The organism is Brevibacterium sp. ACRRH, assembly GCF_022346365.1.
GTDB classification, from domain to species: domain Bacteria; phylum Actinomycetota; class Actinomycetes; order Actinomycetales; family Brevibacteriaceae; genus Brevibacterium; species Brevibacterium paucivorans.
In genome coordinates this window covers 124,152-149,803 of record NZ_JAKRMN010000007.1, presented here as the reverse complement: position 1 = coordinate 149,803, position 25,652 = coordinate 124,152, and the positions used below count along the sequence as shown (strand labels likewise).

Sequence of the window (25,652 nt, the reverse complement as noted above, 5' to 3'; positions counted from 1 at the left end):
GACTGCGAGGATGCATGAGCCGACGACTACCATGGCGTCGTCGGCTCATGCATCCTCGCAGTCGGCCGGAACGACGACTACCGCCTCCATGTTGAGCGCGTCCGGGGCACAGCTGCCGTCACATGCTTCGCCCTCACCCAACATAAGGACTGAAACGTGGAAACCCTCGCACAGCAACTCGAACAAGCCGCCATTACAGGGAAGGTCGCGACACCTCGGGAAATCAACCTCCTTCACATCCACCGCTTCCTCGCAGGGGAGCGTCAGTTCGACTTTGGGGTGACGCTGACCCGCGACTGGGACTACGACTCGGTGTTCCAGCTCATGGTCGACGCGTGCGGGATAAACCCAGACCCAGACTTCACGGAAGGCGTGGACACCATCTCCACTCAGCGGTGCATCGAACAATTAGACCTGATGCGGGCCGCCATTCAGGATGTCGCCTCCCGAGGTGGTCGCATCCTGTTCGCGACCGGCCACCCCAGCGGGTTGTTGCCGGTACATGTGCGCATGCGGGACTGGGCCGTAAGCCTGGGTGCGCGCACGGTCGAGCAGACGGACTTTGTGCCCGTTGAGATCGGGGGAGACGCGCGCACGGTGCTGGGAGTTTGGGTGTGGCATCAGCACGGCGGACTCCCGCACACCCACCTGGCTGAGCCCGCCCAGGCGGTGCTGGAACAGGTAGAAGCGCCAGATCTGGTGGTCGCCGATCACGGGTGGGCAGGAGCTGCCGGAAGCGCCGGCAGCCGGACTGTGGGGTTCGCGGACTGCAACGACCCGGCACTGTTTGTGGCGCAGGCTCAAGAGCAGGTCGAAGTGTGTGTTCCACTGGACGACAACATTCCGCCACACCTGTATGAGCCGCTCATCGCACACGTGTGTCGCGATTAACGCGCCACGTGGCTGTTCGATGTGGAACTGAGCGCACATTCGGGTATAGTTGTTTGTTGGCGTTTTACGCGTCAGCCATAAGAATTTGAGCACTGGCGGGCAACCCGGTTGCATCAGGGCTCTCGAGATTCAAAGGATCACCATGAAAAAAGATATTCACCCGGAATACCGCCCGGTTGTGTTCAACGACCTGGCATCTGGAACCAAGTTCTTCACGCGCTCGACTGTGAAGACCGAAAAGACCATCGAATGGGAAGACGGAAACACCTACCCACTGGTCGACGTTGAAATTTCTTCGGCTTCGCACCCGTTCTACACCGGTAAGCAGCGCATCCTTGACTCCGCTGGACGCGTTGAGAAGTTCAAGGACCGTTACAAGGGCTTCGGAAAGCGCAAGTAACACGTATATCAAGAATGGCCGGCACGCTCATGTGCCGGCCTTTCTTGTTTGTTGAGCTCTTTATGGCTCCTACAGCGTGCGCGCTTCCACGGTGATGCTGTCCGTGGGTTGAGTGCGCCATGCGCAGTGGAGGAGGGAGCGCACGCCGGTCTCGTTCTCAATTGAGGCGGCAATGCCGTGAGCAATTTTTTCTTTCGCCGAGGTCGCCGCGGCTACCACGTCAAGTCCGGTTGCCAGCCCGGCAGCGATCGATGATGCGAACGAGCAACCGGCACCGTTGACCAGGTGGTTGTTGACCTTGGTGGTCGACAGTTCGGTGACGGTGGTTCCGTCGAAGATGACATCGACCGCGGTTGGCCCGTCGAGGCGCGCGCCACCCTTGACGATTACGTTCTGTGCGCCCTTGCTGTGCAGCGTGCGGGCTGCCTCGACCATGTCTTCGACACTGGTCAAAGACTCCGCGCCCACCAAGGTGGCTGCTTCTTCGAGGTTGGGGGTGATCACGGTGGCGTGGGGTACGAGCTTGTCTAAGAACAGGTCTTTGAGGTCCACCATGGTGCCTGCGCCCTTACATACCAGGACCGGGTCAAACACGTACGGGATGTGTGCCTTCTCGATGTGGTCTGCCAGCACCAGTGCGTTATCGACGGATCCCAACATGCCGGATTTGATGACGTCGAAGGAGTGGACGCTCAGCACCGAAGCGAGCTGGCGCGCAACGATGTCTTCAGCCACGAACTCGATTTCGTGGACGAATTCCTTGTCTGGGTTGAACGTCACGATGCAGGTCTCGACAGTGGAGCCAAAAACTCCGTACTCTTCGAACATTTTGAGGTCTGCGGAAAGTCCTGCCCCTCCGGAAACATCGAGACCGGCAAATGTGAGCGCGCGGCGTGTCATAGGTCCTCCTGTGAATGAACGTGTGAATGATTAAGCGAACGTGCAGATTCTATATGAGCGGCCAGCGGGCTATTTTCCGCCCGGGTACCCCAGCTGGCGCCATGCTTCGTAGGTGGCGATTGAGGCCGAATTCGCCAGGTTCAAACTGCGCCTACCTTCCAACATGGGAATGCGGACAGCCAGATCCACATGCGGGTCTTCTGCGACCTCGGCGGGCAACCCCGTGGACTCTTTTCCAAACAGGAGAACGTCGTCGGAGGTGTACTCCACTGTGTCGAATGTGTGGGTGGTGTGCGTGGTGAAAGCGATGATGCGCTTGTGTCCCAGCTCCTCCCACAGGTGCTCGATCGTGGGGTGGACGGTGACATGCGCCAGATCGTGATAGTCCAGTCCCGCCCTGCGGAGTTTTGCGTCACTGAGGTCGAACCCCAGGGGCTCAACCAGGTGCAAGTGCGCGCCTGTCACGGCCGCTAAACGTATGGCGTTTCCGGTGTTGCCGGGAATTTCGGGGGTGTGGAACACGATCTGAATGGGCATGGTGCAATCCTAATCGGGTTGCCGGCAAACCTTGCATACTTCGAACATGTGTTCGATAATGTTTGTGTGTCTGCTCTGCGTGATTTCGATAAGCTCCGCAGCCTACCGGGCGTGCGTACTGCGGGGGACCTGGCTGCGGCGCGGCCAGTGTTCCCCGTGTCCGGTGCGTTGCCTTCTGTCCTTTCCCGAGGTGGTTTGCGGCGCGGCGACATCACCCAGATTGTGGGGACGCATGGGTTTTCTGTTGCTCTGGCGGTCGTGTCGAAGGCAACGCAGGAACGTCATTGGTGCGCCAGCCTGGGGGTGGGCGTTCCCGCGGTCGCGGCCCTGGGGGATTTCGACGTTGCGCTGGACCATTTTGTGAATGTTGCCGTTGAGCCGGGGGATCGCGTGCAAGCTCTGTCGATTCTGATCGACACGTTTGCCATCGTCATTACGCAACCGGTACAGATGAGCCCGGGGCAACGGTCTCGCCTTCACAGCAAAGTGCGCGAAAAGAACATGTCGCTGATTGTTCTGCGCGACTTTCCCCACGCGGGGGAGAAGCTCACTGTTTCTGAACCGCGGTGGGAAGGGCTCGACCACGGGTCAGGGCACCTCAGTGGCTATTCGGTGCGCGTGACGAACCCTGCCATGGGGAGTACACGCATCGAACTACCCGGCGCGGAACAGGTGTCTTCGCAGGTGATTCGTCTTGTCTGAAGGTGCGCGTACACTCGTTCTCACGGTTCCCGACTGGCCGGCGCTTGCCGTTACGCTCCGTGAAGACATCAACGTGAGCGAACCCGTCATGGTTGTGCGGGCAGGCGTTGTGTATTCGGCGAACGCGAGCGCCAGGAAACACGGTGTTGCACGTGGAATGAACACGCGGAGTGCGCAATTACGGTGCCCGCACGCGCATGTGTACCCGTTCGACCTGGACCGTGACCACCAAGAGTTCGCCACCGCTGTGGCTGTTCTGGACCACATGGTGGCACGGTTTAGCCTGTTTCACCCCGGAACGGTCACGATCCCCATCTCTTCCCTTGAACGCACATATGAAAACGAAGAGCGTGCCGTGCATGATCTGCTGACGGAACTCATCGATGCAACCGGGTGGGAAGTTCTCGCAGGAATTGCCGACACCCCGTTCGCCGCCCTTTTGGCGGCAGACTCGCAAACCCGCGTCGAACCGGGGAGAACGGGGAAGTTTCTAGCGCCGTTGAGTGTGGATCGGCTGAGGCTTGTCGACTCCCAGTTCACTCCGCTCACCGTTCTTCTGCACCGTTTAGGAATCGACCGATTGGGCCAGTTAGCGACTCTGCCACGCACCCAGGTCTACACCCGGTTCGGGGAAACAGGTGCGCGTGCGTGGCTTCTTGCCTCCGGGCACACCTACGAACTTCCCCGGGAACATGTGCGATCCCACGACTTCACTGTCAGCGCACCTGTTGAACCGCCCACGGGCAGGCTCGACATCATTTCGTTTAAAGCACGCGAACTGGCCACCGACTTTGTTGAGCGCATTCGAGAAGCCGGACTGGTCTGTACACACGTGCGCATCGTGCTACACGCATCCAACGACACGTATGAACGTACATGGCATTTAGACACGCTCACCGAAACCACGCTGGCCGACCGTGTACGCTGGCAAGCCGCCGGATGGCAAGGGTCACGCACCGAAAAAACCCCGCACGCAGAAGACAGCGGTGGCAGTGATGCCAACGAGGACGGAATACACCACATCGAGTTCTTCGCACAAGAACTCGTCGCCCCCTTACGCGCCCAGTCGAACCTGTTTGCCCCACACACCGACGACGTCAGTGCCGCACTCGAACGCATCCAAGGACTTTTCGGAATCGACGCAGTGAACGTCCCAGCCCTGCAGGGAGGGCGATCACCTGAGGAAACGAATATGTGGACCCCCTGGAGGCACAGCACTGAACCCACCCGCGACCCCCAGGCGCCGTGGCCCGGAGCCTTGCCACCACCTCGGCCCACCCTGGTAGAAAACACGCCCGTAGACCTGCTCAACGAATACGGTGAGCCGGTTGTTGCCAGACCCGCCGGGCTGGACAGCACCCCGCGGGTTCTCCGCACCCGGGAAGGCACGCAGGCTGTCACCAACTTTTCTTCCGCTTGGCCCGTAGACACGCAGTGGTGGGATCAACACCAGTACCACGTGCGGTGCCAGGTTGTGACCGAAACCGGTGAAGCGTACGTGCTGTGCAAAGAGGCCGGGCAGTGGGCCATCGTGGGGAGGTACGCGTGATGTATGCCGAACTTCACGCGCATTCGAACTTCTCGTTCCTCGACGGGGCCTCAGACCCGGAAGAACTCGTGCACGCGGCACATGCTGCGGGGCTGTCCGCCCTGGCTCTGACTGACCACAACGGCCTGTACGGTGCTGTGCGTTTTGCGCAAGAGGCCCAACGCGTGGGAATGCCCACTGTTTTCGGGGCAGAGCTGTCCGTGGGGCTCACGCACAAAATTCCGGGGCAAAAAGACCCGCAGGCCACCCACCTTCTAGTGCTTGCCCGCAGTGTCGACGGGTACAGGCAACTGTCACGCGCGATCTCTCGGGGGTATGAACACGGCGAGAAAAACCGCCCGGTTTTCCACCTCGAAGAACTCGCCGCCTTAGACCCCGACTGGTACATCCTCACAGGGTGCCGCAAAGGGCCACTCATTCCCCACCTCGGCGACCCTGACGGGGGCATCAGCGCACTCCGTGGTCTGGCCGAACTGTTTCCAGACCGGGTTGTGGTCGAACTGACCCGCTTTGGATACCCCACTGACGATGCGCGGATTGACCACCTCACCGGTTTAGCCGGCCGTGCGAAACTTCCCACCGTGGCCACGAACGCGGTTCACTATGCGCACAGGTCGGGATACCGCGGGGCACACGTGCGCGCTGCCATCAGGTCACACGCCTCCCTAGACGAACTGGCCGGCTGGTTACCGGCCGACGCCTCCGCGTATATCCGCACACCCCATGACATGCGAGAACGTTTTGGTGCTGGACCGGTGGAAACGGCTCACCGGATTGGGCAAGAATGTGCGTTTGAGCTGTCGGCTGCCCAAGTGGGGCTCCCGCAGGCGCCAGTTCCCCCGGGGCGGGACGCGGATGAACACTTACGTGAGCTCGTGTATGCGGGGGCTCGGCGTCGGTACGGTGACCGTTCGGAATACCCGCGCGCGTGGGAACAAATCGACAGCGAGCTGGCCACCATTACTTCGATGGGATTCGCCGGATATTTCCTCATCGTGGAAGACATTGCCCGGTTTTGCCACACCAACGGCATCTATTGCCAAGGGCGTGGATCGGCGGCGAACTCAGCCGTGTGTTTTGTTCTGGGTATCACCGCAGTCGACGCGGTGAAGTTCCAGCTTCTTTTCGACCGGTTTTTAAGCCCGCAGAGGGCTGGGTACCCGGACATCGACATTGACATTGAATCGGGCAGGCGCGAAGAAGTGATCCAATACGTGTACCAGACATACGATCGGACACGGGCAGCGCAAGTCGCCAACGTCATCACGTACCGCACAAAATCAGCGATCCGGGACGCCGCCTCGGCTTTTGGGTACAGCCCCGGCCAGCAGGACGCATTCGCAAAAACCGCCCACCGCGGAGCCCTGTCCCCAGACGCCGACGAACCACACCAGGTGCCCGCCCCTGTTCTGGAAGCGGCGCGGGACTTGCACAACTCGCCACGTCACCTCGGGATCCACTCCGGGGGCATGATCCTTGCCGACCGACCCATCTACGACCTCGTGCCCATTGAGCCAGCCGCAATGGAAGGCCGCACCGTCATCCAGTGGGACAAAGACGACTCAGCGACCATGAACCTGGTGAAGTTCGACCTTCTGGGGCTGGGCATGCTGGAAGCGCTCCGCCACATGAACGAACTGGTCGAAAAGCACACGGGGCACGCGGTCGACCGCGGGAACATTCCTCAAGAGGACGGCGTGTACGACATGCTGTGCCGAGCCGACGCCGTGGGCGTGTTCCAAGTCGAATCACGTGCCCAGCTGTCGACCTTGCCACGCATGCGACCACGCAACTTCTACGACCTCGTGGTCGAAATCGCCCTGATCCGCCCCGGGCCCATCCAAGGAGAATCCGTCCACCCGTATCTGCGACGCAGGCAAGGGATCGAACCGGTCACCTATGCCCACCCGGCGCTGGAGAATTCCCTAGGCAAAACCCTGGGCGTGCCACTGTTTCAAGAACAGCTCATGCAGATCGCGATCGACGTCGCCGGGTTCTCCGGCGCAGACGCTGACGAACTCAGACGCGCCATGGGCGCGCGCCGTTCTGCCCGCACCATGGCAGCGCTTGAAGATCGTTTCCACCGAGGGTGTGCCGCCCGCGGAGTCGAACCCGCTGTGGCACGTGAAATTTTTGGCAAGATCGCCGCATTCGCCGACTACGGTTTCCCCGAATCTCACGCACTGAGCTTTGCGAACCTGGTGTACGAGTCCGCGTGGTTCAAGTACCGGCACCACGCGGCGTTCACCGCGGCACTTCTGCGCAGCCAACCCATGGGGTTCTATTCGCCCCAGTCGCTCATCACCGATGCGCGACGGCACGGCGTGAATATCCGTGGCGTCGACATCAACCTTTCCCACGCAGACGCGGACCTCGAACCCGACCCCCAGTCTGTGGGCGGGTTCGCCATCCGGTTGGGGCTCACCTCGGTCAAGGGGATCAGCGCCGAGGTGGCAGCCCACGTGGTTGCGCACCGCACCCGTCCGTATGCTTCAATCGAAGACCTTGCGTGTAAGACGGGGATTCCCTCCGACGCACTCGAGGCCCTTGCCACGGCAGGCGCATATGAAAGTTTCGGCGTTGACCGCCGGCAAGCGCTCTGGATAGCCGGCTCGCTGGCAGGTGCGGGACCGGACACACTGCCGGGCACCTCGGCGGTCATGGAAGCCCCCGCGCTTCCCCTCATGACCGAATTCGACACCACACTTGCCGAACTCTTTTCCACCGGAATCACCGTAGACGGGTACCCAACCGAACACCTGCGTGCGGCCCTGAACGCGCGGGGACTGGCCTCGACGCGAGACGTCATGAACGCGCAGGCAGGAGCCCGGATTACGGTCGCCGGAATCGTGACACACCGGCAACGCCCCAAAACCACCACCGGTGTGACGTTCTTTAACATCGAAGACGAATTCGGAATGCTCAACGTCGTGTGCTCACCGGGACTCATGAAACGTTTCGCACCCGTGTCCTACACCCGCTCCACCGTCACCGTGACAGGCACGGTGCAGCGGGCCGGTGAGGTCGTGAGCCTGTACGCCCAAAAAATCACCGCACTCGACGTGCAAATCCCAACGTCAGCGCGGAACTTCCGGTGATATGACCGAATAAGACACCACATGACACGTCTTTGACACGTACACGTTCAACAACCGCGGCACCTGCCTAGCGTTGCATGCAACACATCGACGTTAGGAGCACATCATGACCGCATTCGAAACCCGCCAGATCCACGAAGGCCAAACACCCGACAGCGACACCGGGGCACGCGCACTGCCCATTTACCAGACCACTTCCTTCGTCTTCAACGACGCTCAAATAGCAGCCGACCGTTTCGCACTGAAAGACCTGGGGCCCGTCTACAGCCGCCTGGCCAACCCCACAGTGCAGGCTGTTGAAGAACGCATCGCGTCCCTCGAAGGGGGAGTGGGAGCCGTTCTGACCGCCTCGGGACAGGCCGCCGCTTTCCTCGCGATCATCAACATTGCAGGTGCGGGCGACCACGTCGTTGCCAGCCCCTCACTGTACGGAGGAACCTACAACCTCCTCGACGTCACCATGCGCAAACTGGGCGTCGAAACCACCTTTGTGGAAAACCCAGACAACATCGACGAGTGGAAAGCCGCCGTGCAGCCCAACACCAAAGCGTTCTTTGGTGAAACCCTGACAAACCCACAGTCCTCCGTCCTTAACCTTCCTGAGCTCAGCAAAGCCGCACACGACGCGGGCGTTCCGCTTATCGTCGACAACACGCTGGCAACGCCATACCTGCTGCGTCCCATCGAACACGGCGCGGACGTAGTCCTGCACTCAGCCACCAAGTTCTTGGGCGGACACGGAAACTCGATCGCAGGTGTGATCGTCGACTCCGGAAACTTCGACTACAGCGCAGACCCTGAAAAGTTCCCCGGCTTTAACGAACCAGATGAGTCCTACAACGGACTGGTCTATGCCCGCGACCTAGGACCAGACAGCGACTTTGGCGCCAACGTGTCCTACGGAATCAAGATCCGCGTACAGCTTCTGCGCGACTTGGGACCATCGGCATCGCCGTTCAACGCGTTCCTGATTGCCCAGGGTCTTGAGACCTTGAGCCTGCGCGTTGAACGCCACGTTGAAAACGCGCAGAAGGTCGCGAAGTTCCTGGAAAACCACGACCAGGTCACGCACGTGAACTACGCCGGACTGGAATCCAGCCCGTACAACGCACTTGCCAAGCAGCTTCTGCCCAAGGGCACCGGCGCAGTGCTCTCCTTCGACATCGCAGGCGGTTACGACGCAGCTGTGAAGTTTGTTGAAGCACTGGAACTGCACTCGCACGTGGCAAATATTGGGGATGCTCGTTCTTTGGTGATTCACCCAGCATCGACCACGCACTCGCAGCTGAGTGAAGATGCGCAGGGGAAGTCAGGCGTCAACCCCGCACTGGTCCGCTTGAGCGTGGGCCTTGAAGGTGTGGACGACATCATTGCGGACTTGGAGAAGGGCTTTGCGGCCGCACGCGGTTAAGAGCCCGCTCACACACGGGGTCGACGGTACCGTGCGGACGTGTCGCATCGGGGATTTCGAAACTGAAAACGGTGACGTGATCCCCGATGCCCACATCGCGTTCGAAACGTTCGGCACGCTCAACGCTGAAGCCACCAACGCGATCCTCATCGAGCATGCGCTCACCGGTGACTCACACGTGACATCAGGGGCATCCGGCGTTCCTGGTTGGTGGGAAGACGTGGTAGGGCCCGGCAAAGCGATCGACACGCGTGAGTTCTTTGTCGTGTGCACCAACGTGCTCGGTGGGTGCAATGGATCCACCGGGCCCAGCACATCTGTCGACGACAAGGAACTGGGCGCTTCGTTCCCGCAAGTGAGTATCCGCGACATGGTGCGGGCCGAAGCGCTGGTTGCCGATGCGTTGGGTATCGAACAGTTCAACGCAGTGGTGGGCGGATCTTTGGGTGGCGCCCGAGCCACCGAGTTCGCCGCCACCCAGCCTCATCGAGTCCAACAGACGGTGGTGTTGGCCGCCCCGGCGTATTCGTCTGCTGACAACATCGCGTGGGCACACACGCAGTTGCAGGCGATCCAGCTGGATCCCGACTATCACGGTGGTAACTACGCCCACCACAGCGTGAAGCCACTGTACGGTCTGGGGTTGGCTCGCCAGATCGCACATCTGACGTACCGTAGCGGCGATGAGCTCGACGGCCGGTTCGGTCGCGAACACCAACCCGCCATGCCCGGCTACTACCAGGTGCAAAGCTACTTGGATTACCAGGCTGGAAAGTTGGTTGGCAGGTTCGACGCCCAGTCGTACTGCGTGCTCACCCGCGCGTTAAGGGACCATGATGTGCGCCGAGGTCGTTCCCAGCTGACCGTGCCCGGTCTCCATGTGGTGTCACTGTCCTCTGACCGGCTCTATCCGCCCGCCCAGGTCAAAGAGCTCGCAGAGCTTGCTGGGGCGCGCTCGTACACAGAAGTTGAAACGGACGCCGGCCACGACGGATTCCTCACGGAATCCGCGAAGGTGAGCCAGATCCTCCGAACGGTTCTGCAATAGCGGGCGCGGCTCTTTGACTGCTCTATGACCGCTTTGCTCGAATGATTTTTTCGTCAATCGGGTAATCGGTGCGGGAACGTGCTTGACGCACATACGCCCGGGCCTCATTCTGGCGGGCTTCTTCCTGCCCTTCAGAAATCTGGGTACGACGGTGTTCACCGGTGAAGCCGAACATCTCTGCCAGGTCAGGTGCATTCAGGGCTAGCTTGCGACACAGTCGCCCAATGGTGGGCTCAACCAGACGAGCGCGAGCCATAGGCAAGCGTCCATACATGACGTGCCAGCCAATGTGTTCGTGAATGATGGTGAGACCGTAGAGGTCACGAATGCGACGCAGCAGTTTCGCTTCGTCCGGGTGCGCCGAGGTGTCGATGTCGCGCAGTCGAGCCGTGAGCGCCTGCCATTTGAGAAGATGAATATACGCTTCTGCCGTCTCGATAAGCTGATGCTGGTGGGTGTTGAAAAGATCCGCAGCAGCCTGGCGATCCATCTTGGTTGCAGGGCGTAGCTTCTGAGCAAGATCAGACAGCATCGAGTCGACTCGGCTGGAAAGCAACGCTTCCTGAAGGTGCCCGGACCTGATGCGTTTTGAAGCAAGGGCAGGCGTGAACAGGTCGCCAATCGTGCGCCCCACACTGGCAAGACCCGTTCGGTAGAGCGAGTGCTCAGCAGCTTGGTGAGACAGATACCGGGCTGCGCCACCAAAGTCGATGTCTTTGAGCTCGCGCGAGTAGTCCTGCAACAGCCGCTTACCCACAAGCTGGAGAAGCACCGTGTTGTCACCCTCAAAGGTGACGTACACGTCTAAGTCGTGGCGCAGTCCCACTAGGCGGTTGTCCCACATGAAACCAGCCCCACCGCAGGCTTCCCGGCACTCCTGAATCGTGTCCAACGCGTCCCACGTGGACACGGCCTTGAAGCCCGCTGCCTGACTTTCTAGCAATTGCCGGGTGGCTTCCGGAGGATTTTCACTACGGAACACCTCGTCAAAAGTGTCCAGCAGACTTTCGTGTGCCACAGAGTTCGCCCACGCTTTTGCAACCAGAGGCATGAGCCGGCGCTGGTGTTCACCGTAGTCAATAAGGCGCACGCTTTGGCCGGGAACCCCGCCTTCGAACTGTGTGCGTTCCACCGCGTATCGCAAAGCGATGTCGAGGGCCAGTTTGGATGCAACGGTGGATGCGCCGTCAAGAGACACACGCCCCATGACAAGCGTTCCCAGCATGGTGAAAAAGCGCTTGCCGGGGGAGTGGATCGGCGAAGAATATTCGCCATCTTCGGCCACGTGACCGTAGCGGTCTAGCAGGTGGTCGAGGGGGATCCTCACGTGGTCGAAGCCGAACCGCCCGTTGTCGACACCTAAGAGCCCACCCTTGTGCCCATCGTCCTCAATCGTGACGCCCGGCAGTGGCCGTCCTTCTTCGGAGCGCACGGGAACAAAGAACGCGTGAACCCCGTAGTCGATTCCACACGTGATGAGACGGGCGAAAACAACGGCTGCCTGCGCGTGCGCGGCTGCATTCCCGATGTACTCCTTCACCGCCTGCCGGTGCGGCGTGTGAATGACGAACTCTTGTTGCTTGGGGTCGTAGGTGGCGGTCGTGTCCACGTTCGCAACGTCGGAACCGTGACCAATTTCGGTCATCGCAAAGCTGCCCAACAGTTTGCCTTCAAGGGCGTCTTTGAGCCACCGTTCGTGTTGGTTTTTGTTGCCGAGGTGGTGAATAGCTCCGCTGAAAAGCCCGTATTGCACGCCGGCCTTAATTTGAATGCTGGGTTCTGCCAGCACAAGCTCTTCGAACCCAGCGACGTACCCGGCGTAGTCTTCTGGACCACCCATGTGCTCTGGCATCGCCAACGTGGTGAAACCGGCGTTGGCAAGCGCGACAGTTCCTTCAAGCGTCGCCTGGCGTTTGCGTTCAAGATTCCATTCGGGTTTGAGGCGCAAGGCCGGGTGGGCGGCGAACTCGCGGCCTTTTTCGCGCACAGAGGCGCGTTCGCCTTCGAGGAATCGGCGCAGAAACTCAACGTCGACGGTCAGTGGTGCTTTCGTGTTCATGAGTGTTTTCCTTCAACGTTGTCGGTGGCTGGGGCGCTTTCCCACAGCCACGTACTAAGGTGAGTTGCAAAGGTGTGAGGGTCGGTAGGTTTGGTGAGCCATTCGTCGGTACATGCGCGCACAAAGCCCAGTGCACCTCGGGCCCACATGTACTGCTCTGGCTGAGTGAAGTTCATTCGTGCGCACAGCAGTTGAGCGATTGAATCAAAAAACGTTTGTTGCCCCGTTTGGTGGGTGACTCCACGGTCGCAGAAGCGGTAGACATGGGGTCTGCTTGATGCGAGATCAACAAATGCCGCGATCATGTGCGCGAGAGCCTCACGCGGACTCATATCGGGCGTTGCGGCTCGGTCGAGCTGTTGAGTGATGACCTTCATGGCCCACTGTCCCATGTCGTCGACGAGACCAGCGCGGTCCCCAAAGTACCTGTACAAGACGGTTTTTGACGTGCCCGTGGCTTCGCAGATCTGGTCCATCGAGGCGTCCGGTCCCAGATCGGCAACCGAGTGGCGAACCATACGAAGCAACTCACGGCGACGCTCTTTACGGTGTGCATCCCACCGCAGAGCACGTCCGTCTTGTGTGACTGATTTCATGTAACTGACAGTATCAAGTACTGTCGGTTACAGATAATTTAAGCGCTTCTAGGAGGTAACGTGAACCGTCGCGCAGCGATCCTCGGTGGAAACCGAATTCCCTTTGCCCGTTCCAACAAACAGTACGCTCACGCTTCGAATCAAGACATGCTCACCAGCGCTCTCGACGGGCTGGTCGCACGCTTCGGACTCGCAGGTAAACGTCTCGGTGAAGTCGCCGGCGGTGCGGTTCTGAAACACTCAAAAGACATCAACCTCACACGCGAATCTGTTTTGGGGTCGGCACTGAGCCCCACGACTCCGGCATTTGATTTAGGTCAAGCCTGCGCGACCGGTCTGGAAGCCTGCGTGAGCATTTCGCAGAAGATCCGTTTGGGACAGATCGAGTCGGGGATCGCAGGAGGAGCCGACACCACCTCGGACGCGCCCATTGTTATCAGCGACGGACTGCGCGAAAACCTCCTTGCACTGTCCCGTGCACGCACGATTCCACAGAAGCTCCAGGCCATCGCCCGGATCCGGCCACAGGACCTGGCTCCAGTAGCCCCAAGCACGGCTGAAGCACGCACGGGCTTAAGCATGGGTGAACACCAAGCGCGCACAACAGCACACTGGGGGATTACACGGCAGGCACAAGACGAGTTGGCGCTGGCATCGCACACCAACATGGCCGCGGCGTGGGACCGTGGGTTCTTCGACGACCTCGTGACCCCATACCTGGGCGTCACGCGCGACACCAACCTGCGCGCAGACTCCACCATGGAAAGCCTGGCAAAGCTCAACCCAGTGTTCGGTCGCAACCTGGAAACCGAGGCCACGATGACCGCCGGAAACTCCACTCCGCTCACCGACGGTGCATCGACCGTTCTGTTGGGAAGCGAAGAGTTCGCGGCGGAACTGGGTATTGAGCCACTTGCGTACCTCGTGGATGCCGAGGCGGCAGCCGTGGACTTCGTGGAAGGCGAAGAAGGACTGCTCATGGCTCCGGCATACGCGGTGCCACGCTTGCTAGCGCGCAACGGGCTGACGTTTGACGACATTGATGTGTTTGAAATTCACGAAGCTTTCGCCTCCACCGTGTTGTGCCACCTGGCGGCATGGGAAAGCGAGGAGTTCTGTACGCAGAAACTGGGGCTGGATGCACCTCTTGGTGCTGTTGACCGCGCCAAGCTCAACCCTAACGGTTCCTCTCTGGCAGCCGGTCACCCATTCGCCGCAACCGGCGGGCGCATCGTTGCCCAAACGGCGAAGCACCTGAAAGAAACTGGCCAGAAGCGTGCCCTCATCTCCATCTGTGCTGCAGGTGGACAGGGTGTTGCTGCAATCGTGGAAGCTGACTAGGAGTTGCACATGGCTAAAGACACGTACCTCAATCTTGCAAACGGCGCATTGGCGCCAGTGGTAAAGAAGCTGGGACTGCCACAGCCGGTTCCGTTGCGCCGGTTCAACGTGGCCGGTGGATCCGGGTTCACCAAGGACCCTGTTTTGGTGCTTGGTGATTCCGGGGCCGACTCGCTTGCGGAACTGCTGGTCGAAAACGGATTCTCCGTTCACCGTTCACCGGATCCCAGCTTTAAGTACCAGGGCATCATCGCAAGCTTCATCGACGCGCAGAGCCCGGACGACCTCGGCGAGACGGTTCTGCAGATTTCCCCGGCACTTAAACAGACTGCCCGCTGTGCGCGTGTTGTGATTGTGTCGCGTGCGCCTGAAGGGGATAAGCCGTCGATTGATGCAGCACGTAATGGTGTGACCGGAATCGTGCGTTCGGTTGCCCACGAAATGCGCTACGGCGGCACAGCGAACGGAATTGTGCTGGACGCCGGCGTGGACGTGAACGCGGCCTCGGTGACCGGTGCGCTGTGGTTCTTCCTGTCGGCCAAGTCGGCGTATGTGTCCGGCCAGTTGCTCACCGTGGGTGACGACCGGGGCCAGGCCGTGACGGCGAGTGAGTTCGACGGTGTGGGCGACAACGGACCGCTCGCAGGCAAGATCGCGGTAGTCACAGGTGCTGCGCGAGGAATCGGTGCTGCCATTGCGCGTACACTGCACCGCGACGGTGCCTATGTCTATGGTGTCGATGTGCCTGGGGCTGGGCAAGCATTGGCTGCAACAATGAACTCAGTTGCTGGGAAAGCGATTCACCTCGACATCACGGCCGAAGACGCGGCTTCCAGAATTGCGCAGGCAGTTGGGAAGCCCATTGACATCCTCATCCACAACGCGGGAATTACGCGAGACAAGCTGCTCGCCAACATGGACGCAGGCCGGTGGAACTCAGTGATCGCGGTAAACATCGAATCGCAGCTGCGGATGAACGAAAAGCTCACCGAACTTGGGGCGTGGGGAAGCCAGCCGCACGTCGTTTCCCTGGCATCCACCTCGGGCATCGCAGGCAACCGCGGACAGACCAACTACGCGGCATCGAAAGCCGGCGTGATCGGAATGGTCTCGGCCTCCCAGGACAGCTTTGCCAAGCTGGGCGGATCGATTAACGCCGTGGCACCCGGGTTCATCGAGACCGACATGACCGCCAAGATGCCGGCCCTGACTCGGCAGGTAGCGCGCCGACTCTCCAGTCTGCAGCAAGGCGGTCTGCCGGAGGACGTCGCCGAGGCGATCGCGTTCTTGTCCTCACCTGCCGCAACCGGCGTGAACGGGCAGACGCTTCGCGTATGCGGGCAGAACATGGTGGGTGCGTAATGGGATCGACACTCAACGTTTACGGTCGCGCTGTTCTGGGTGCGATCAAGAAACCCGCGCCGGGTCCGGTACCTACACGGACGTTGACGCGCACAGTGACCATCGACCCTGATGCCGTGGCGCAGTTCAACACCGTCACCGGTTTGCCGGTGAACAACAACGTGCCCGCGCCTTACCTGCACACGTTGGGCTTTGGTCCCAGCCTGGAGCTCATGACCGCGCCAGATTTTCCTGTGCCGGTGCTGGGGATGGTTCACGTGTACAACCGGTTCACGCAACACGCCAGAGTGCCCATGGGCGCCGAGGTGACGCTGCAGATTTCGGTGAGCCGACCTCGGGCGCGGGACGCCGGAAGCGAACTGGACGTGATCGTTCACGGTTCCGTTAATGGCGAGGCCGTGTTTGAGGACGTGTCCACGTACTTTGCGAAGAAGACCAAGCTTCCCGAGGCGGATGAACCTGCGCCTGCCCGTCGCCTGGATCTGCCTGACGGCAGCGCGGTCGCCACATGGAAGTTCCCGGCGGGGCTGGGGGAGCGGTACGCGCGCGTGTCAGGTGACTACAACGTTATTCACCTCAACAGCCTGGCGGCCCGGGCGTTCGGGTTCCCCCGGGCGATTGCGCACGGCATGTACACGGCCAGTAAGGCGTTTGCGCAGTCGAACGTGGTTGCCGAGGCGTTCGTGTGGGATGTGCAGTTCGCTAAGCCTATTTTGCTGCCCGGCCGAGCAGAAGTTCTGGTCGACCGAACCGATGGTGTCCGGGTGGGCGTTGTCAGGCCGAAGGACGGTGCTCCGCACCTGGTGAGCCTGGTACGTGAAGTGTGATGTGGGTGTGTGGCGCACTTCATTGATGACGTATTGGCGTCGAGTTGTATAACAGCGCGTGAACCGTGTACAGTATCTTTCGTTGCCCGCGCGGGTGGCGGAATAGGTAGACGCGCTAGCTTGAGGTGCTAGTGCCCAATTTATCGGGCGTGGGGGTTCAAGTCCCCCTCCGCGCACAAAATTTTTTCGGGGTCCCACTTTGGTGGGGCCCCGAATTTTTGTATTCACGAGGGTAGGCGTGGCTGCTAGAGGCATATAGGCAGGAACTATCGATTCATAACTTGATAATTGATGTTGGCTATTCTATGGTTGAGGTAACGCCGGAGCTCCGGCGACATCTCATACAGCCAAAGGAGAATAGTATGTCCGTTCTTAACACTCAGATTCTTCCGTTCCAGGCAACCGCATTCCACAACGGTGACTTCGTCGACCTCAGCGAGAAGGACCTCGAAGGCAAGTGGTCGATCTTTTTCTTCTACCCAGCCGACTTCACGTTCGTGTGCCCAACTGAACTGGGTGACATGGCTGACAACTACGACGAGTTCCAGAAGCTCGGTGTCGACATCTACTCCGTCTCCACTGACACCCACTTCGTCCACAAGGCATGGCACGAATCGTCCGAAACGATCGGCAAGATTCAGTACGCAATGATCGGTGACCCATCAGGTCAGATCACCCGTAACTTCGAAAACATGCGCGAAGGACAGGGTCTTGCTGACCGCGGAACCTTCCTCATCGACCCAGACGGCATCATCCAGTACCTGGAGATCACTCCTGAAGGTGTGGGACGTAACGCAACCGAACTGCTCCGCAAGGTGAAGGCTGCCCAGTACGTGCGCAACCACCCGGGCGAAGTGTGCCCAGCTAAGTGGGAAGAAGAGCAGGAAACACTGGTTCCTGGCATCGACCTCGTTGGCAAGATCTAATCTGCCCGCATCAACGACACATACATTTTCAGGTTTAGTGAAAGAGGGAGCCAGCCGTGCTTGACGCCAATTTGAAAGACCAACTTCAAACGATCCTGACCCAGAAGGTCACGGAGGACGTTGTTCTTGCGTCGTCGCTTGACGACAGTAAGAAGTCGGCCGAGATGGCTGAACTGCTCGACGAGATCGCAGAGCTGTCGGATCGTGTAACGCACGAACGACGTGACGACTATGACGAACGTCGCCCGTCCTTTGCGATCGAACGCCCAGGTGCAGACATCTCAATCCGCTTTGCGGGTCTGCCACTGGGACACGAGTTCAGTTCACTGGTTTTGGCGTTGGCACAGGTTGGCGGTAACCCCGTCAAAGAATCTGACGAAACCATTGCAGCAGTCAAGGGCTTGGACAAAGACCTGAAGTTCGTCACGTACATGTCCTTGACATGCCAAAACTGCCCTACTGTTGTGCAGGCGCTCAACACGATGGCCGTTCTCAACCCGCGTATTCAGCACGTCGCCGTTGAAGGCTCGACCTTCCAAGACGAAGTCAGCGAAAAGAACATTCAGGCTGTGCCCACCATCTACCTCAACGGTGAAGAGTGGGGATCGGGTCGCATGGACATTGCAGACTTCGTAGACCGCCTGGATGACTCGGCTGCTGAACGTCTTGCTGATTCGGTCAAGGACAAGGACCCATTTGATGTTCTGGTTGTCGGTGGTGGATCAGCTGCTGTTGCAGCGTCCATCTATGCGGCACGTAAGGGTCTGCGGACAGGAATGGTCGCCGACCGGATCGGTGGTCAGATCCTGGACACCGTGGGCATTGAGAACTTCATCTCCTACCCGTACACGGAAGGTCCAAAGCTGGCAGCACAGTTTGCCGAGCACATGGACCAGTACGACATCGACGTGATCCGCCCAATCCAGGCTGAAAAGCTCGTCCCGGCTGAGACGGAAGGGGATCTACACACGGTTGTTCTCACCGGTGGTAGCGAACTGAAGTCGAAGACGGTGGTTGTGGCCACGGGTGCGCGTTGGCGTGAGCTGGGTGTACCTGGCGATCACGAGTACCGCAACAAGGGTGTCACGTTCTGTCCACACTGCGACGGACCGTTCTTCAAGGGCAAGAACATTGCCGTTGTCGGTGGCGGTAACTCAGGTATTGAGGCTGCGATCGACCTGGCTGGAATCGTTGGTCACGTGACGGTCATGGAGTTTATGGACGAACTCAAGGCCGACGAGGTTCTGCAGCGCAAGCTCAAGTCCATGGACAACGTAGACATCATCCTGTCTGCTGCGTCGAAGGAAGTCCTGGGTGACGGGAAGAACGTCACCGGCCTGCAGTACGAGGACCGCAAGACTGGTGAACTGCACGAGCTGGACGTGAACGGAATCTTCGTGCAGATCGGTCTGCTCCCCAACACCGAATGGGTCAAGGGTGCCGTCGACATGAACGGTCGCGGCGAGATCGAAATCCAAGCCAACGGTGCCACCTCGGTACCGGGTATCTTCGCCGCAGGTGACGCGACCACAGCGCCTTATAAGCAGATCGTGACGTCGCTTGGCGCGGGTGCGACCGCTGCGCTTGCAGCGTTCGACTACCTCATCAGGCAGTCAGCTCCCCAGGAGTAAGACGGAATGAGTAGAGCGGGGTTCAGTTTGGCGGACGTCAGATTGGGCCCCGTCTAACGTTTGGGGTGTTGTATGAATCTGCGTGATTTTGAGTACTTGATAGCGCTGGACGAGCTTCGGCATTTTGGGCAGGCAGCTCAGTCGTGTGAGGTGAGCCAGCCCACGTTGTCGACTCAGCTGAAGAAGCTTGAAGATGAGTTGGGCACTCCGCTGATTGAGCGCAGTGGTCGCAACGTACAGCTGACGCGCGTTGGGATCGAAGTTGTCGCCCGTGCACGTAAGGTCGTTGAGCAGGTTGCCGAGATGCGGAGCATCGCCCGACACGCGTCCGACCCGCGCGCCGGTGAGATTCGCTTGGGATGTTTCCCCACGTTGAACCCGTACCTGCTTCCGCATGCGATGCCAGCCTTGAAGAGTGCTCTTCCGTCATTGAGCGTGCTCGTCGTCGAGGAGAAGACCCAGACCCTGGAACACTTGCTGGATGCTGGGGAGCTTGACGCGATCATCGTCGGAACGCCGGTCGTGCGTTCGGGGATTGATGTGCTACCGCTCTTCCGTGAAGACTTTCTGCTTGCTGGCCCAGCACACGATCCGCAGATGTCGAATGACGACCTCTTGTCGGTGAATGACCTGGAAGGCGAAGAGCTTCTATTGCTGTCCGAGGGGCACTGTCTACGCGATCAGGCTCTGCAGGTGTGCAAGACCAGCAAGGCTTCCGAACAGGTGAACTACCGTGCGACGAGCCTTGAGACGTTACGGCACATGGTGGTCTCTGGGGCAGGGTGCACGTTGATGCCTCGCCTGGCGGTGACGCCGCCGGTGACACCTAATCCCGGGTTGGCGTTGAAGGAGTTTTCGGATCCGGCGCCTCACCGTGATGTGGTGCTAGCGTGGCGTTCCGGGAGTGTGTATAGGGAGGTTTTCCCCCAGCTCGCCGAGGTCGTTCGCGGCTCAGTTGCTGACTTCGTCACGGTGCTGTAAATGGATTCATTGTGTGCAATCCGGACCGGTGGGGTCTTCCTTGCACGATTTGTTGACGAGATATTTGTGGAACCGATAGATGCGTAGATCGGCGTCCTGCGACGGAATGTCGGTGCTACCAGGAATGGTCATCCACGCGCTGTTTCCGATTTTGTACATGCCCGTGTACGTGGTTGCCAGCTTTACCGCGACATTCCCGGGTGCCTGGTAAACGTTGTAAATCCGGGCCTTATTGATGTCCGAAGGTTTGTTTCCTGGATGAGACGTGTGCAGGGTGTTGCCGTCGCCAAAGTCCCAATGGTACTTGCGTGGGATGGCTTTCACAGTGATCGGGTAGCCCAAGATCGTGTCGTTGATGTACTGGATGGACGAATCTGCCCAGAATGCTGTTTTCCTGTGCGCGATACCCCACGAATCACCGGGCAAGGAATTAATCACTGATGGTGGAATCGAGTACTTCTTGAACTCTGACTCCATAAATGTCGGCGACGGAGGAGGCGGCGGAAGTTCCGCGGGACCCGAGGTGTCTGGTAAGTCGAGCGTCGCACACACCGCCGTTGGAATACTGTTCGGACAGTAATCTTCAGGTGCATTACCCGACGAACCGTTCTTCCCTTTACCTGATCGTTTTCTCGAATCAGACTTCGAGTTGTTAGAACCTGAGTTGTTACCAGGGCTAGTGCGAGTAACACCACAACTGACATTTCCGTTTAGTCGCCATTTGCAGTTGTCTGCTAATGCATGCACTACGTACGGTGATGTGACCGCCAAGGCACTTAATAAAACAAAAATGACGAAACCCGCTAAAAACCGCGTATCAGCAGTGTTCACTGTAAAGCTCCTGCAAAGAAACCTTCCATGAAGAACCGTGCTTCTGGAGCGTCCATATCATTTGGTATGGATCCTCATAGTCAGCTTCTGACTCATCTTCGTTAGCGTTACGTATGCCCCATGTTTCTTTCGGCAGACATGCGCTTACGGTTGTTTCTTCTGTCTTTTTCGGTGCGCGGTCCATTTCGTGGATATGGAGATCTTGAGTAACGAGCTTCCCGAAGAGAACCGTATGATCTTTGCGAAAGTCCGAAGCTGTCTCTTCAAGTCCTTCTTTGGCCTCGCCCACCGAAACACTGTCGATGTGCAGCGTGTCTTCGCCTCCGGACTTCATGACCTGCTCAGACACGAAAATGTACCTCTGCAAACCGATGAGCGCTTCTTCAGCAGCAAGCATTTCCTCAGCGGTCAGATCAAGGTCCGTGGTGTATTCGGGTACGTCGAACTTAGGGATCGGCTCCGAGTCCGGGGTAGGGGATTCCTCCTGGGTGCTGGGGTGTGGCGCGGCTTCAGTTTGCGGGAGCGATTCCGAACACCCGGTCAGGACCAACGCGCCAACAGCGCAGAGGGCCAGCAATCGTCGATGAACATATGCGGTCATGGTGTGCACTCCTTTGTGCGACCGGTTCCAAGATTGCCTTCCAGTCTATTGCGGCCAGCACCAAACCGGAAGAGTCCCAACCAAAACTGTGGATAACTCGGCGAACCACCCACCCGCCTGCACGCCCACGCCAACGCTCACATCCGGCATACAGCTAGGGGCTCCCGTCACCTAAGCAACGGAAGCCCCTGAGCCACACTTCAATGCCAAAACCACAAAGGGTCAGCTACAGCAACACGCCATCACACGGTCAAAATCACACCGTTTTAAATGCGACAACCGCGTTGTGCCCACCAAACCCAAACGAGTTCGACAACGCCACAAAGTCGTCCTGAGGAAGGTCAGCGGGTGTGTCACGCACAATGTTCAAGCTGATCTCCGGGTCAACTTCTTCAATGTTGATGGTTGGAGGTGCCACGCGGTGGTGTACTGCCAAAGTCGCAAAGATCGACTCAACAGCTCCCGCTCCACCAAGCAGGTGTCCGGTCATGGACTTCGTCGCTGACACCAGCGCGTCTGACGCGTGCTCTCCCAGAAGCGTGTTAATCGCAACCGACTCAGGCACGTCACCAACCGGCGTCGAAGTCGCGTGAGCGTTGATGTGCTTCACCTGGGCCGGGGTAGCACCTGCGCTTTCCAGAGCGGCACGCATGGCACGGATCGAGCCTGCTCCCTCCGGTTCACCAGCTGTGATGTGGTAGGCGTCGTTCGACAGACCCCAGCCTGCCACCTCGGCGTAAATCCGCGCACCGCGCGCTTCCGCACGTTCACGGCTTTCCAACACCAGCGCGCCGGAACCTTCACCCATGACAAAGCCATCGCGGTTCACATCGTACGGACGTGAAGCAGTTTCAGGGGAGTCGTTGCGCTTCGACAGTGCACGCATGGACGAAAACGCCGACAACGTAATCGGGTGTACCGCAGATTCAGCACCACCCGCGATGATTACGTCAGCACGACCATCACGAATCAAATCAACTGCGTGCCCCAACGATTCAGTCGACGATGCGCACGCCGACACCAAGGTCTGTACGCCGGCACGCGCTTTAAATTCCATACCCAGCGCAGCAGCTGGGCCATTGGGCATCAACATGGGCACAGTCAGTGGCATGACGCGGCGTGAACCTTCTTCACGCAACGTGTCCCACGCGTTGAGCAGCGTCCACACGCCACCAATTCCCGTGGCCCATGACACGGCAAGACGTTCAGGCTCCACCTCGGGGTCCTGGGCGTCAGCCCACGCCTCACGGGCGGCAATCAGGGCAAGCTGGCTGGCAGGATCAAGGCGCTTGGCTTCGACGCGAGACAGTTTCTCGGCAACCACGCCAGAATTGACGGTTGCCGCGAAGTTGACCGGAATGCCGTATTGTTCGGCCCAGTCGTTGTCAAGGGTCTTTGCGCCCGATGTCCCTGCTAAGGCTGCGTCCCAGGTTTCCTGGGCGGTCGCGCCTAGGGGAGTGACGGCACCAATTCCGGTGACGACAACAGAGTTAGTCATGAAGAGTCCTCGTCGATAAATGATGAAAAGCGGGGTAGCGCCGTCGTAGTCGGGCTACCCCGCATAAGCATTAGGCCTGCTGAGCCTTCACAATGTAGTCAACAGCGTTCTGAACGGTAACGAGTTCTTTAACGTCATCGTCCGGAATCTTCACGCCGAACTTCTTTTCAGCGTTCACAACGATCGTCATCATGGAGATCGAGTCGATGTCGAGGTCGTCGGTGAAGGACTTGCTTGGTTCTACCGCGTCGGGAGCCAAACCAGTTTCTTCGTTAATGATCTCAGCGAGTCCAGCGAGGACTTCCTGTTCCGAGTTAGCCATTTCTTATTCCTATCTTTCTCATCTACGCTCAAAAGTCTTGAGCGCTGTATTCGATTAACCGCAACTTTCGTTGCGAATGGAACGAGTATCGACGAGTGTCCCGTAGTGAATCCTATGCCACAGCAACACTGTCATGGTTGCAATTCCGTTCCCCGTGTCGAATCACGGAAGCACAATCACCTGCGCGCCAAACACCAGTCCGGCTCCAAAACCGATCTGAAGTGCCAGCTTGCCGGACAGTTCCGGGTGTTCACGCAACAGACGTTCGGTGGCAAGGGGAATGGACGCCGAGGAGGTGTTTCCGTTGTCGGCAATGTCCCGTCCGATCTTGACGTGCTCCGGGAGTTTCAGCTGCTTAGCGAGTTCGTCAATGATGCGCATGTTGGCCTGGTGGGGGACAAACGCGCCCAAATCTGAAGCCTCGATACCGGCGCGGTCGAGCGCTTCTTGAGCGACCTCGGCCATATCCCACACTGCCCAGCGGAACACGCTGGGGCCATCCTGACGCAACGTGGGCCACGGAGTCGACGAATCCTTCTTCATGTCCAAGAAGGACGATGTCATCCGGATGGTGTCCCAGTTTTCACCCTTGGAACCCCATACCGATTCTGAAATGCCCGGTGTGTCCGAAGCGCTCACCACGACCGCGCCAGCACCGTCGCCCAGAATAAACGAAATGGAACGGTCTGTGGGGTCAATGATGTCTGAAAGCTTTTCAGCGCCGATCACCAGGACGTTGTCAGCCGTGCCCGCGCGTACAAACGCGTCAGCCTGAGCAATTCCGTAGCAGTACCCTGCGCACGCCGCCGAAATGTCCCATGCCGGCACCGGTCCGGTTCCCAAACGGCGGGTAAGTTCAGCCGCTGCGGACGGGGTAGCGACCGTGAACGTCACAGTTGAGACCACAATCGCACCAATATCGGCCGGCTTGAGGCCAGCGTTTGCGATCGCTTCGATCGCAGCGTGTTCGGCCATGTCGACGACGCTGACATCTTCGCTTGCATAGTGGCGTGTCTTGATACCTGTGCGTTGCTGAATCCACTCGTCAGAAGAGTTGATGGGGCCTACGATCTCGTCGTTCGTGACCGTGCGTTCCGACCTGTACCCGCCCAAACCTGAAATGCGCGAAAAGCGCTGCGGCTGTGGAGTTTTTAGTGTGACCATCGCGTGTCCTTTCGTATGGGTTACGCGTGTGTCCGCACGAATTCGCGGGCACCTTCAAGATCTTCAGCAGATTTAATCGCCAGAGTTTCGACACCCTTCATGGAGCGTTTAGCGAGCCCGGTCAACGTGCCACCGGGAGCTAGCTCAATCAGGCCCGTCACCCCAGCCTCAACCAGCGTATCCTGGCACAGATCCCAGCGCACAGGACTGGTCACCTGGGATACCAAAGCGTCAACGTATTCGCGACCGGACTGGACGGTTTGACCGTCACGGTTCGACAGAATCGAAATACGTGGGTCCTGTACCTCAAGACCAGTCGCCATATCAGCCAGCGGTGCCTGTGCAGACTTCATGTAATCCGTGTGGAACGCGCCCGCCACCTTCAGAGGAATGACTCGGGCGCGCTCAGGTGGGTTCGCGACGAACTTCTCAATCGCTTCAAGGCTTCCAGCGGCAACAATCTGGCCGCCACCGTTGACGTTCGCTGGGGCTAGTCCAGCCTCTTCGATCGCGCTGATGACATCTTCTGCGACACCACCCACGACAGCGGCCATGCCGGTTGGCTGGGCGTTCGACGCTTCAGCCATGCCCTGGGCACGCACGTTGACAAACTTCATGCCGTCCTCAGCGCTGAGAATTCCAGCGACTACAGCGGCGCCGATCTCACCTACCGAGTGACCGGCGACAAACTGGGGGAGTGAGTCGTCTGCGAACAACTCATTAAACGTCGCAATTGCAGAAGCGACCAGAAGTGGCTGTGCAACGGCGGTGTCCTTAATTGTTTCTTCATCGGATTGGGTGCCGTGTTCCACCAAATCAATTCCACATGCGTGGCCAGCGGCTTCGATTGTTTCCCGGAAACTAGGCGACTCGAGGAACGAGTTTAGAAAGCCGGGCTTCTGTGCCCCTTGGCCTGGACATGCAACGACGAGCATTATTCTCCCATTCGAGACAGCGTCTCATGTGCGGACAAAGTA

At 59.1% G+C, this 25,652-nt stretch carries 23 protein-coding genes and 1 tRNA gene; 14 read left to right on the top strand and 10 right to left on the bottom strand.

The window, feature by feature from the left end; translation table 11 throughout:
* Window positions 1-156: 156 nt before the first annotated feature.
* Together MHX53_RS08780 and MHX53_RS08775 are read left to right on the top strand one after the other, a co-directional pair.
* Window positions 157-891 (top strand): phosphatase, encoded by a 735-nt coding sequence (locus tag MHX53_RS08780; protein ID WP_239272261.1) that lies wholly within the window; start codon window positions 157-159, stop codon window positions 889-891.
* A 142-nt stretch (window positions 892-1,033) separates the two neighbouring features.
* Window positions 1,034-1,291 carry a type B 50S ribosomal protein L31 gene (locus tag MHX53_RS08775; protein WP_005884373.1) on the top strand — a complete coding sequence of 86 codons (258 nt, stop codon included), beginning with the start codon at window positions 1,034-1,036 and terminating at the stop codon, window positions 1,289-1,291.
* A 69-nt stretch (window positions 1,292-1,360) separates the two neighbouring features.
* Here MHX53_RS08775 and MHX53_RS08770 read toward each other — a convergent pair whose 3' ends face one another.
* Both MHX53_RS08770 and MHX53_RS08765 read right to left on the bottom strand, forming a co-directional pair.
* A complete protein-coding gene (locus tag MHX53_RS08770) occupies window positions 1,361-2,191 on the bottom strand; it encodes a hydroxymethylpyrimidine/phosphomethylpyrimidine kinase (protein ID WP_239272259.1) in 831 nt (276 codons plus the stop codon).
* Between the two features lie 69 nt (window positions 2,192-2,260).
* The gene (locus tag MHX53_RS08765) at window positions 2,261-2,728 is read right to left on the bottom strand and encodes a tRNA (cytidine(34)-2'-O)-methyltransferase (RefSeq protein ID WP_102238001.1); all 468 of its coding nucleotides are present in this window, start codon (window positions 2,726-2,728) and stop codon (window positions 2,261-2,263) included.
* A gap of 66 nt (window positions 2,729-2,794) precedes the next feature.
* On the opposite strand from MHX53_RS08765, the gene MHX53_RS08760 reads away from it, so the two are divergent.
* From MHX53_RS08760 to MHX53_RS08740, 5 genes are all read left to right on the top strand, one after another.
* Complete coding sequence (locus MHX53_RS08760; protein ID WP_102238000.1) at window positions 2,795-3,430, top strand: hypothetical protein; 636 nt, start codon at window positions 2,795-2,797, stop codon at window positions 3,428-3,430.
* Entirely contained in the window at window positions 3,423-4,979 is a 1,557-nt protein-coding gene (locus MHX53_RS08755) for a DNA polymerase Y family protein (protein WP_239272257.1), read from the top strand. The genes MHX53_RS08760 and MHX53_RS08755 overlap by 8 nt, the downstream gene beginning before the upstream one ends.
* Complete coding sequence (locus MHX53_RS08750) at window positions 4,979-8,077, top strand: error-prone DNA polymerase (protein WP_102237998.1); 3,099 nt, start codon at window positions 4,979-4,981, stop codon at window positions 8,075-8,077. Before MHX53_RS08755 ends, MHX53_RS08750 begins: the two co-directional genes overlap by 1 nt.
* 106 nt (window positions 8,078-8,183) lie before the next feature.
* A complete protein-coding gene (locus tag MHX53_RS08745; protein ID WP_102237997.1) occupies window positions 8,184-9,488 on the top strand; it encodes a PLP-dependent transferase in 1,305 nt (434 codons plus the stop codon).
* Complete coding sequence (locus tag MHX53_RS08740) at window positions 9,469-10,536, top strand: homoserine O-acetyltransferase (protein ID WP_102237996.1); 1,068 nt, start codon at window positions 9,469-9,471, stop codon at window positions 10,534-10,536. The genes MHX53_RS08745 and MHX53_RS08740 overlap by 20 nt, the downstream gene beginning before the upstream one ends.
* A 22-nt stretch (window positions 10,537-10,558) precedes the next feature.
* On the opposite strand, the gene MHX53_RS08735 is transcribed toward MHX53_RS08740, so the two are convergent.
* Both MHX53_RS08735 and MHX53_RS08730 read right to left on the bottom strand, forming a co-directional pair.
* Window positions 10,559-12,595: an acyl-CoA dehydrogenase family protein gene (locus tag MHX53_RS08735; RefSeq protein ID WP_239272255.1), complete on the bottom strand. Its 2,037-nt coding sequence runs from the start codon at window positions 12,593-12,595 to the stop codon at window positions 10,559-10,561.
* A complete protein-coding gene (locus tag MHX53_RS08730; RefSeq protein WP_239272253.1) occupies window positions 12,592-13,191 on the bottom strand; it encodes a TetR/AcrR family transcriptional regulator in 600 nt (199 codons plus the stop codon). Before MHX53_RS08730 ends, MHX53_RS08735 begins: the two co-directional genes overlap by 4 nt.
* 60 nt (window positions 13,192-13,251) lie before the next feature.
* Here MHX53_RS08730 and MHX53_RS08725 point away from each other — a divergent pair, with 60 nt between their 5' ends.
* From MHX53_RS08725 to MHX53_RS08695, 7 genes are all read left to right on the top strand, one after another.
* Window positions 13,252-14,532 carry an acetyl-CoA C-acetyltransferase gene (locus MHX53_RS08725; RefSeq protein WP_102237993.1) on the top strand — a complete coding sequence of 427 codons (1,281 nt, stop codon included), beginning with the start codon at window positions 13,252-13,254 and terminating at the stop codon, window positions 14,530-14,532.
* A gap of 9 nt (window positions 14,533-14,541) precedes the next feature.
* Window positions 14,542-15,894, top strand: a complete 1,353-nt coding sequence (locus MHX53_RS08720; RefSeq protein WP_102237992.1) for a 3-oxoacyl-ACP reductase — start codon at window positions 14,542-14,544, stop codon at window positions 15,892-15,894.
* The gene (locus tag MHX53_RS08715; RefSeq protein ID WP_180965271.1) at window positions 15,894-16,721 is read left to right on the top strand and encodes a MaoC/PaaZ C-terminal domain-containing protein; all 828 of its coding nucleotides are present in this window, start codon (window positions 15,894-15,896) and stop codon (window positions 16,719-16,721) included. The genes MHX53_RS08720 and MHX53_RS08715 overlap by 1 nt, the downstream gene beginning before the upstream one ends.
* Window positions 16,722-16,809: 88 nt before the next feature.
* A tRNA-Leu gene (locus MHX53_RS08710) sits at window positions 16,810-16,897 on the top strand.
* A 186-nt stretch (window positions 16,898-17,083) separates the two neighbouring features.
* Window positions 17,084-17,647 carry an alkyl hydroperoxide reductase subunit C gene (ahpC, locus tag MHX53_RS08705; RefSeq protein WP_102237990.1) on the top strand — a complete coding sequence of 188 codons (564 nt, stop codon included), beginning with the start codon at window positions 17,084-17,086 and terminating at the stop codon, window positions 17,645-17,647.
* 56 nt (window positions 17,648-17,703) lie between these two features.
* A complete protein-coding gene (gene ahpF, locus MHX53_RS08700; protein ID WP_239272251.1) occupies window positions 17,704-19,278 on the top strand; it encodes an alkyl hydroperoxide reductase subunit F in 1,575 nt (524 codons plus the stop codon).
* 72 nt (window positions 19,279-19,350) lie between these two features.
* The gene (locus MHX53_RS08695) at window positions 19,351-20,259 is read left to right on the top strand and encodes a LysR substrate-binding domain-containing protein (protein ID WP_102237988.1); all 909 of its coding nucleotides are present in this window, start codon (window positions 19,351-19,353) and stop codon (window positions 20,257-20,259) included.
* Between the two features lie 6 nt (window positions 20,260-20,265).
* Here MHX53_RS08695 and MHX53_RS08690 read toward each other — a convergent pair whose 3' ends face one another.
* The 6 genes from MHX53_RS08690 to MHX53_RS08665 form a co-directional block, all read right to left on the bottom strand.
* Window positions 20,266-20,736 (bottom strand): hypothetical protein, encoded by a 471-nt coding sequence (locus MHX53_RS08690; RefSeq protein WP_102237987.1) that lies wholly within the window; start codon window positions 20,734-20,736, stop codon window positions 20,266-20,268.
* Window positions 20,737-21,076: 340 nt separating this feature from the next.
* Window positions 21,077-21,691: a hypothetical protein gene (locus MHX53_RS08685; RefSeq protein ID WP_102237986.1), complete on the bottom strand. Its 615-nt coding sequence runs from the start codon at window positions 21,689-21,691 to the stop codon at window positions 21,077-21,079.
* A gap of 256 nt (window positions 21,692-21,947) precedes the next feature.
* Entirely contained in the window at window positions 21,948-23,189 is a 1,242-nt protein-coding gene (locus tag MHX53_RS08680) for a beta-ketoacyl-[acyl-carrier-protein] synthase family protein (RefSeq protein ID WP_102237985.1), read from the bottom strand.
* Window positions 23,190-23,259: 70 nt separating this feature from the next.
* Window positions 23,260-23,511 carry an acyl carrier protein gene (locus MHX53_RS08675; RefSeq protein WP_005884889.1) on the bottom strand — a complete coding sequence of 84 codons (252 nt, stop codon included), beginning with the start codon at window positions 23,509-23,511 and terminating at the stop codon, window positions 23,260-23,262.
* Between the two features lie 162 nt (window positions 23,512-23,673).
* A complete protein-coding gene (locus tag MHX53_RS08670; RefSeq protein ID WP_102237984.1) occupies window positions 23,674-24,675 on the bottom strand; it encodes a beta-ketoacyl-ACP synthase III in 1,002 nt (333 codons plus the stop codon).
* A gap of 20 nt (window positions 24,676-24,695) precedes the next feature.
* The gene (locus tag MHX53_RS08665; RefSeq protein ID WP_102237983.1) at window positions 24,696-25,610 is read right to left on the bottom strand and encodes an ACP S-malonyltransferase; all 915 of its coding nucleotides are present in this window, start codon (window positions 25,608-25,610) and stop codon (window positions 24,696-24,698) included.
* Window positions 25,611-25,652: the final 42 nt, after the last annotated feature.

What these genes read in the sequence shown, in the direction of transcription:
- MHX53_RS08735 (WP_239272255.1), bottom strand. Translation starts at nt 12,595, where the DNA reads ATGAACACGAAAGCACCACTGACCGTCGACGTTGAGTTTCTGCGCCGA.
- MHX53_RS08730 (WP_239272253.1), bottom strand. Translation starts at nt 13,191, where the DNA reads ATGAAATCAGTCACACAAGACGGACGTGCTCTGCGGTGGGATGCACAC.
- MHX53_RS08745 (WP_102237997.1), top strand. Translation starts at nt 8,184, where the DNA reads ATGACCGCATTCGAAACCCGCCAGATCCACGAAGGCCAAACACCCGAC.
- MHX53_RS08720 (WP_102237992.1), top strand. Translation starts at nt 14,542, where the DNA reads ATGGCTAAAGACACGTACCTCAATCTTGCAAACGGCGCATTGGCGCCA.
- MHX53_RS08690 (WP_102237987.1), bottom strand. Translation starts at nt 20,736, where the DNA reads ATGGAGTCAGAGTTCAAGAAGTACTCGATTCCACCATCAGTGATTAAT.
- MHX53_RS08675 (WP_005884889.1), bottom strand. Translation starts at nt 23,511, where the DNA reads ATGGCTAACTCGGAACAGGAAGTCCTCGCTGGACTCGCTGAGATCATT.
- MHX53_RS08670 (WP_102237984.1), bottom strand. Translation starts at nt 24,675, where the DNA reads ATGGTCACACTAAAAACTCCACAGCCGCAGCGCTTTTCGCGCATTTCA.
- MHX53_RS08750 (WP_102237998.1), top strand. Translation starts at nt 4,979, where the DNA reads ATGTATGCCGAACTTCACGCGCATTCGAACTTCTCGTTCCTCGACGGG.
- MHX53_RS08775 (WP_005884373.1), top strand. Translation starts at nt 1,034, where the DNA reads ATGAAAAAAGATATTCACCCGGAATACCGCCCGGTTGTGTTCAACGAC.
- MHX53_RS08770 (WP_239272259.1), bottom strand. Translation starts at nt 2,191, where the DNA reads ATGACACGCCGCGCGCTCACATTTGCCGGTCTCGATGTTTCCGGAGGG.
- MHX53_RS08715 (WP_180965271.1), top strand. Translation starts at nt 15,894, where the DNA reads ATGGGATCGACACTCAACGTTTACGGTCGCGCTGTTCTGGGTGCGATC.
- MHX53_RS08685 (WP_102237986.1), bottom strand. Translation starts at nt 21,691, where the DNA reads ATGACCGCATATGTTCATCGACGATTGCTGGCCCTCTGCGCTGTTGGC.
- MHX53_RS08665 (WP_102237983.1), bottom strand. Translation starts at nt 25,610, where the DNA reads ATGCTCGTCGTTGCATGTCCAGGCCAAGGGGCACAGAAGCCCGGCTTT.
- ahpC (WP_102237990.1), top strand. Translation starts at nt 17,084, where the DNA reads ATGTCCGTTCTTAACACTCAGATTCTTCCGTTCCAGGCAACCGCATTC.
- MHX53_RS08695 (WP_102237988.1), top strand. Translation starts at nt 19,351, where the DNA reads ATGAATCTGCGTGATTTTGAGTACTTGATAGCGCTGGACGAGCTTCGG.
- MHX53_RS08680 (WP_102237985.1), bottom strand. Translation starts at nt 23,189, where the DNA reads ATGACTAACTCTGTTGTCGTCACCGGAATTGGTGCCGTCACTCCCCTA.
- MHX53_RS08765 (WP_102238001.1), bottom strand. Translation starts at nt 2,728, where the DNA reads ATGCCCATTCAGATCGTGTTCCACACCCCCGAAATTCCCGGCAACACC.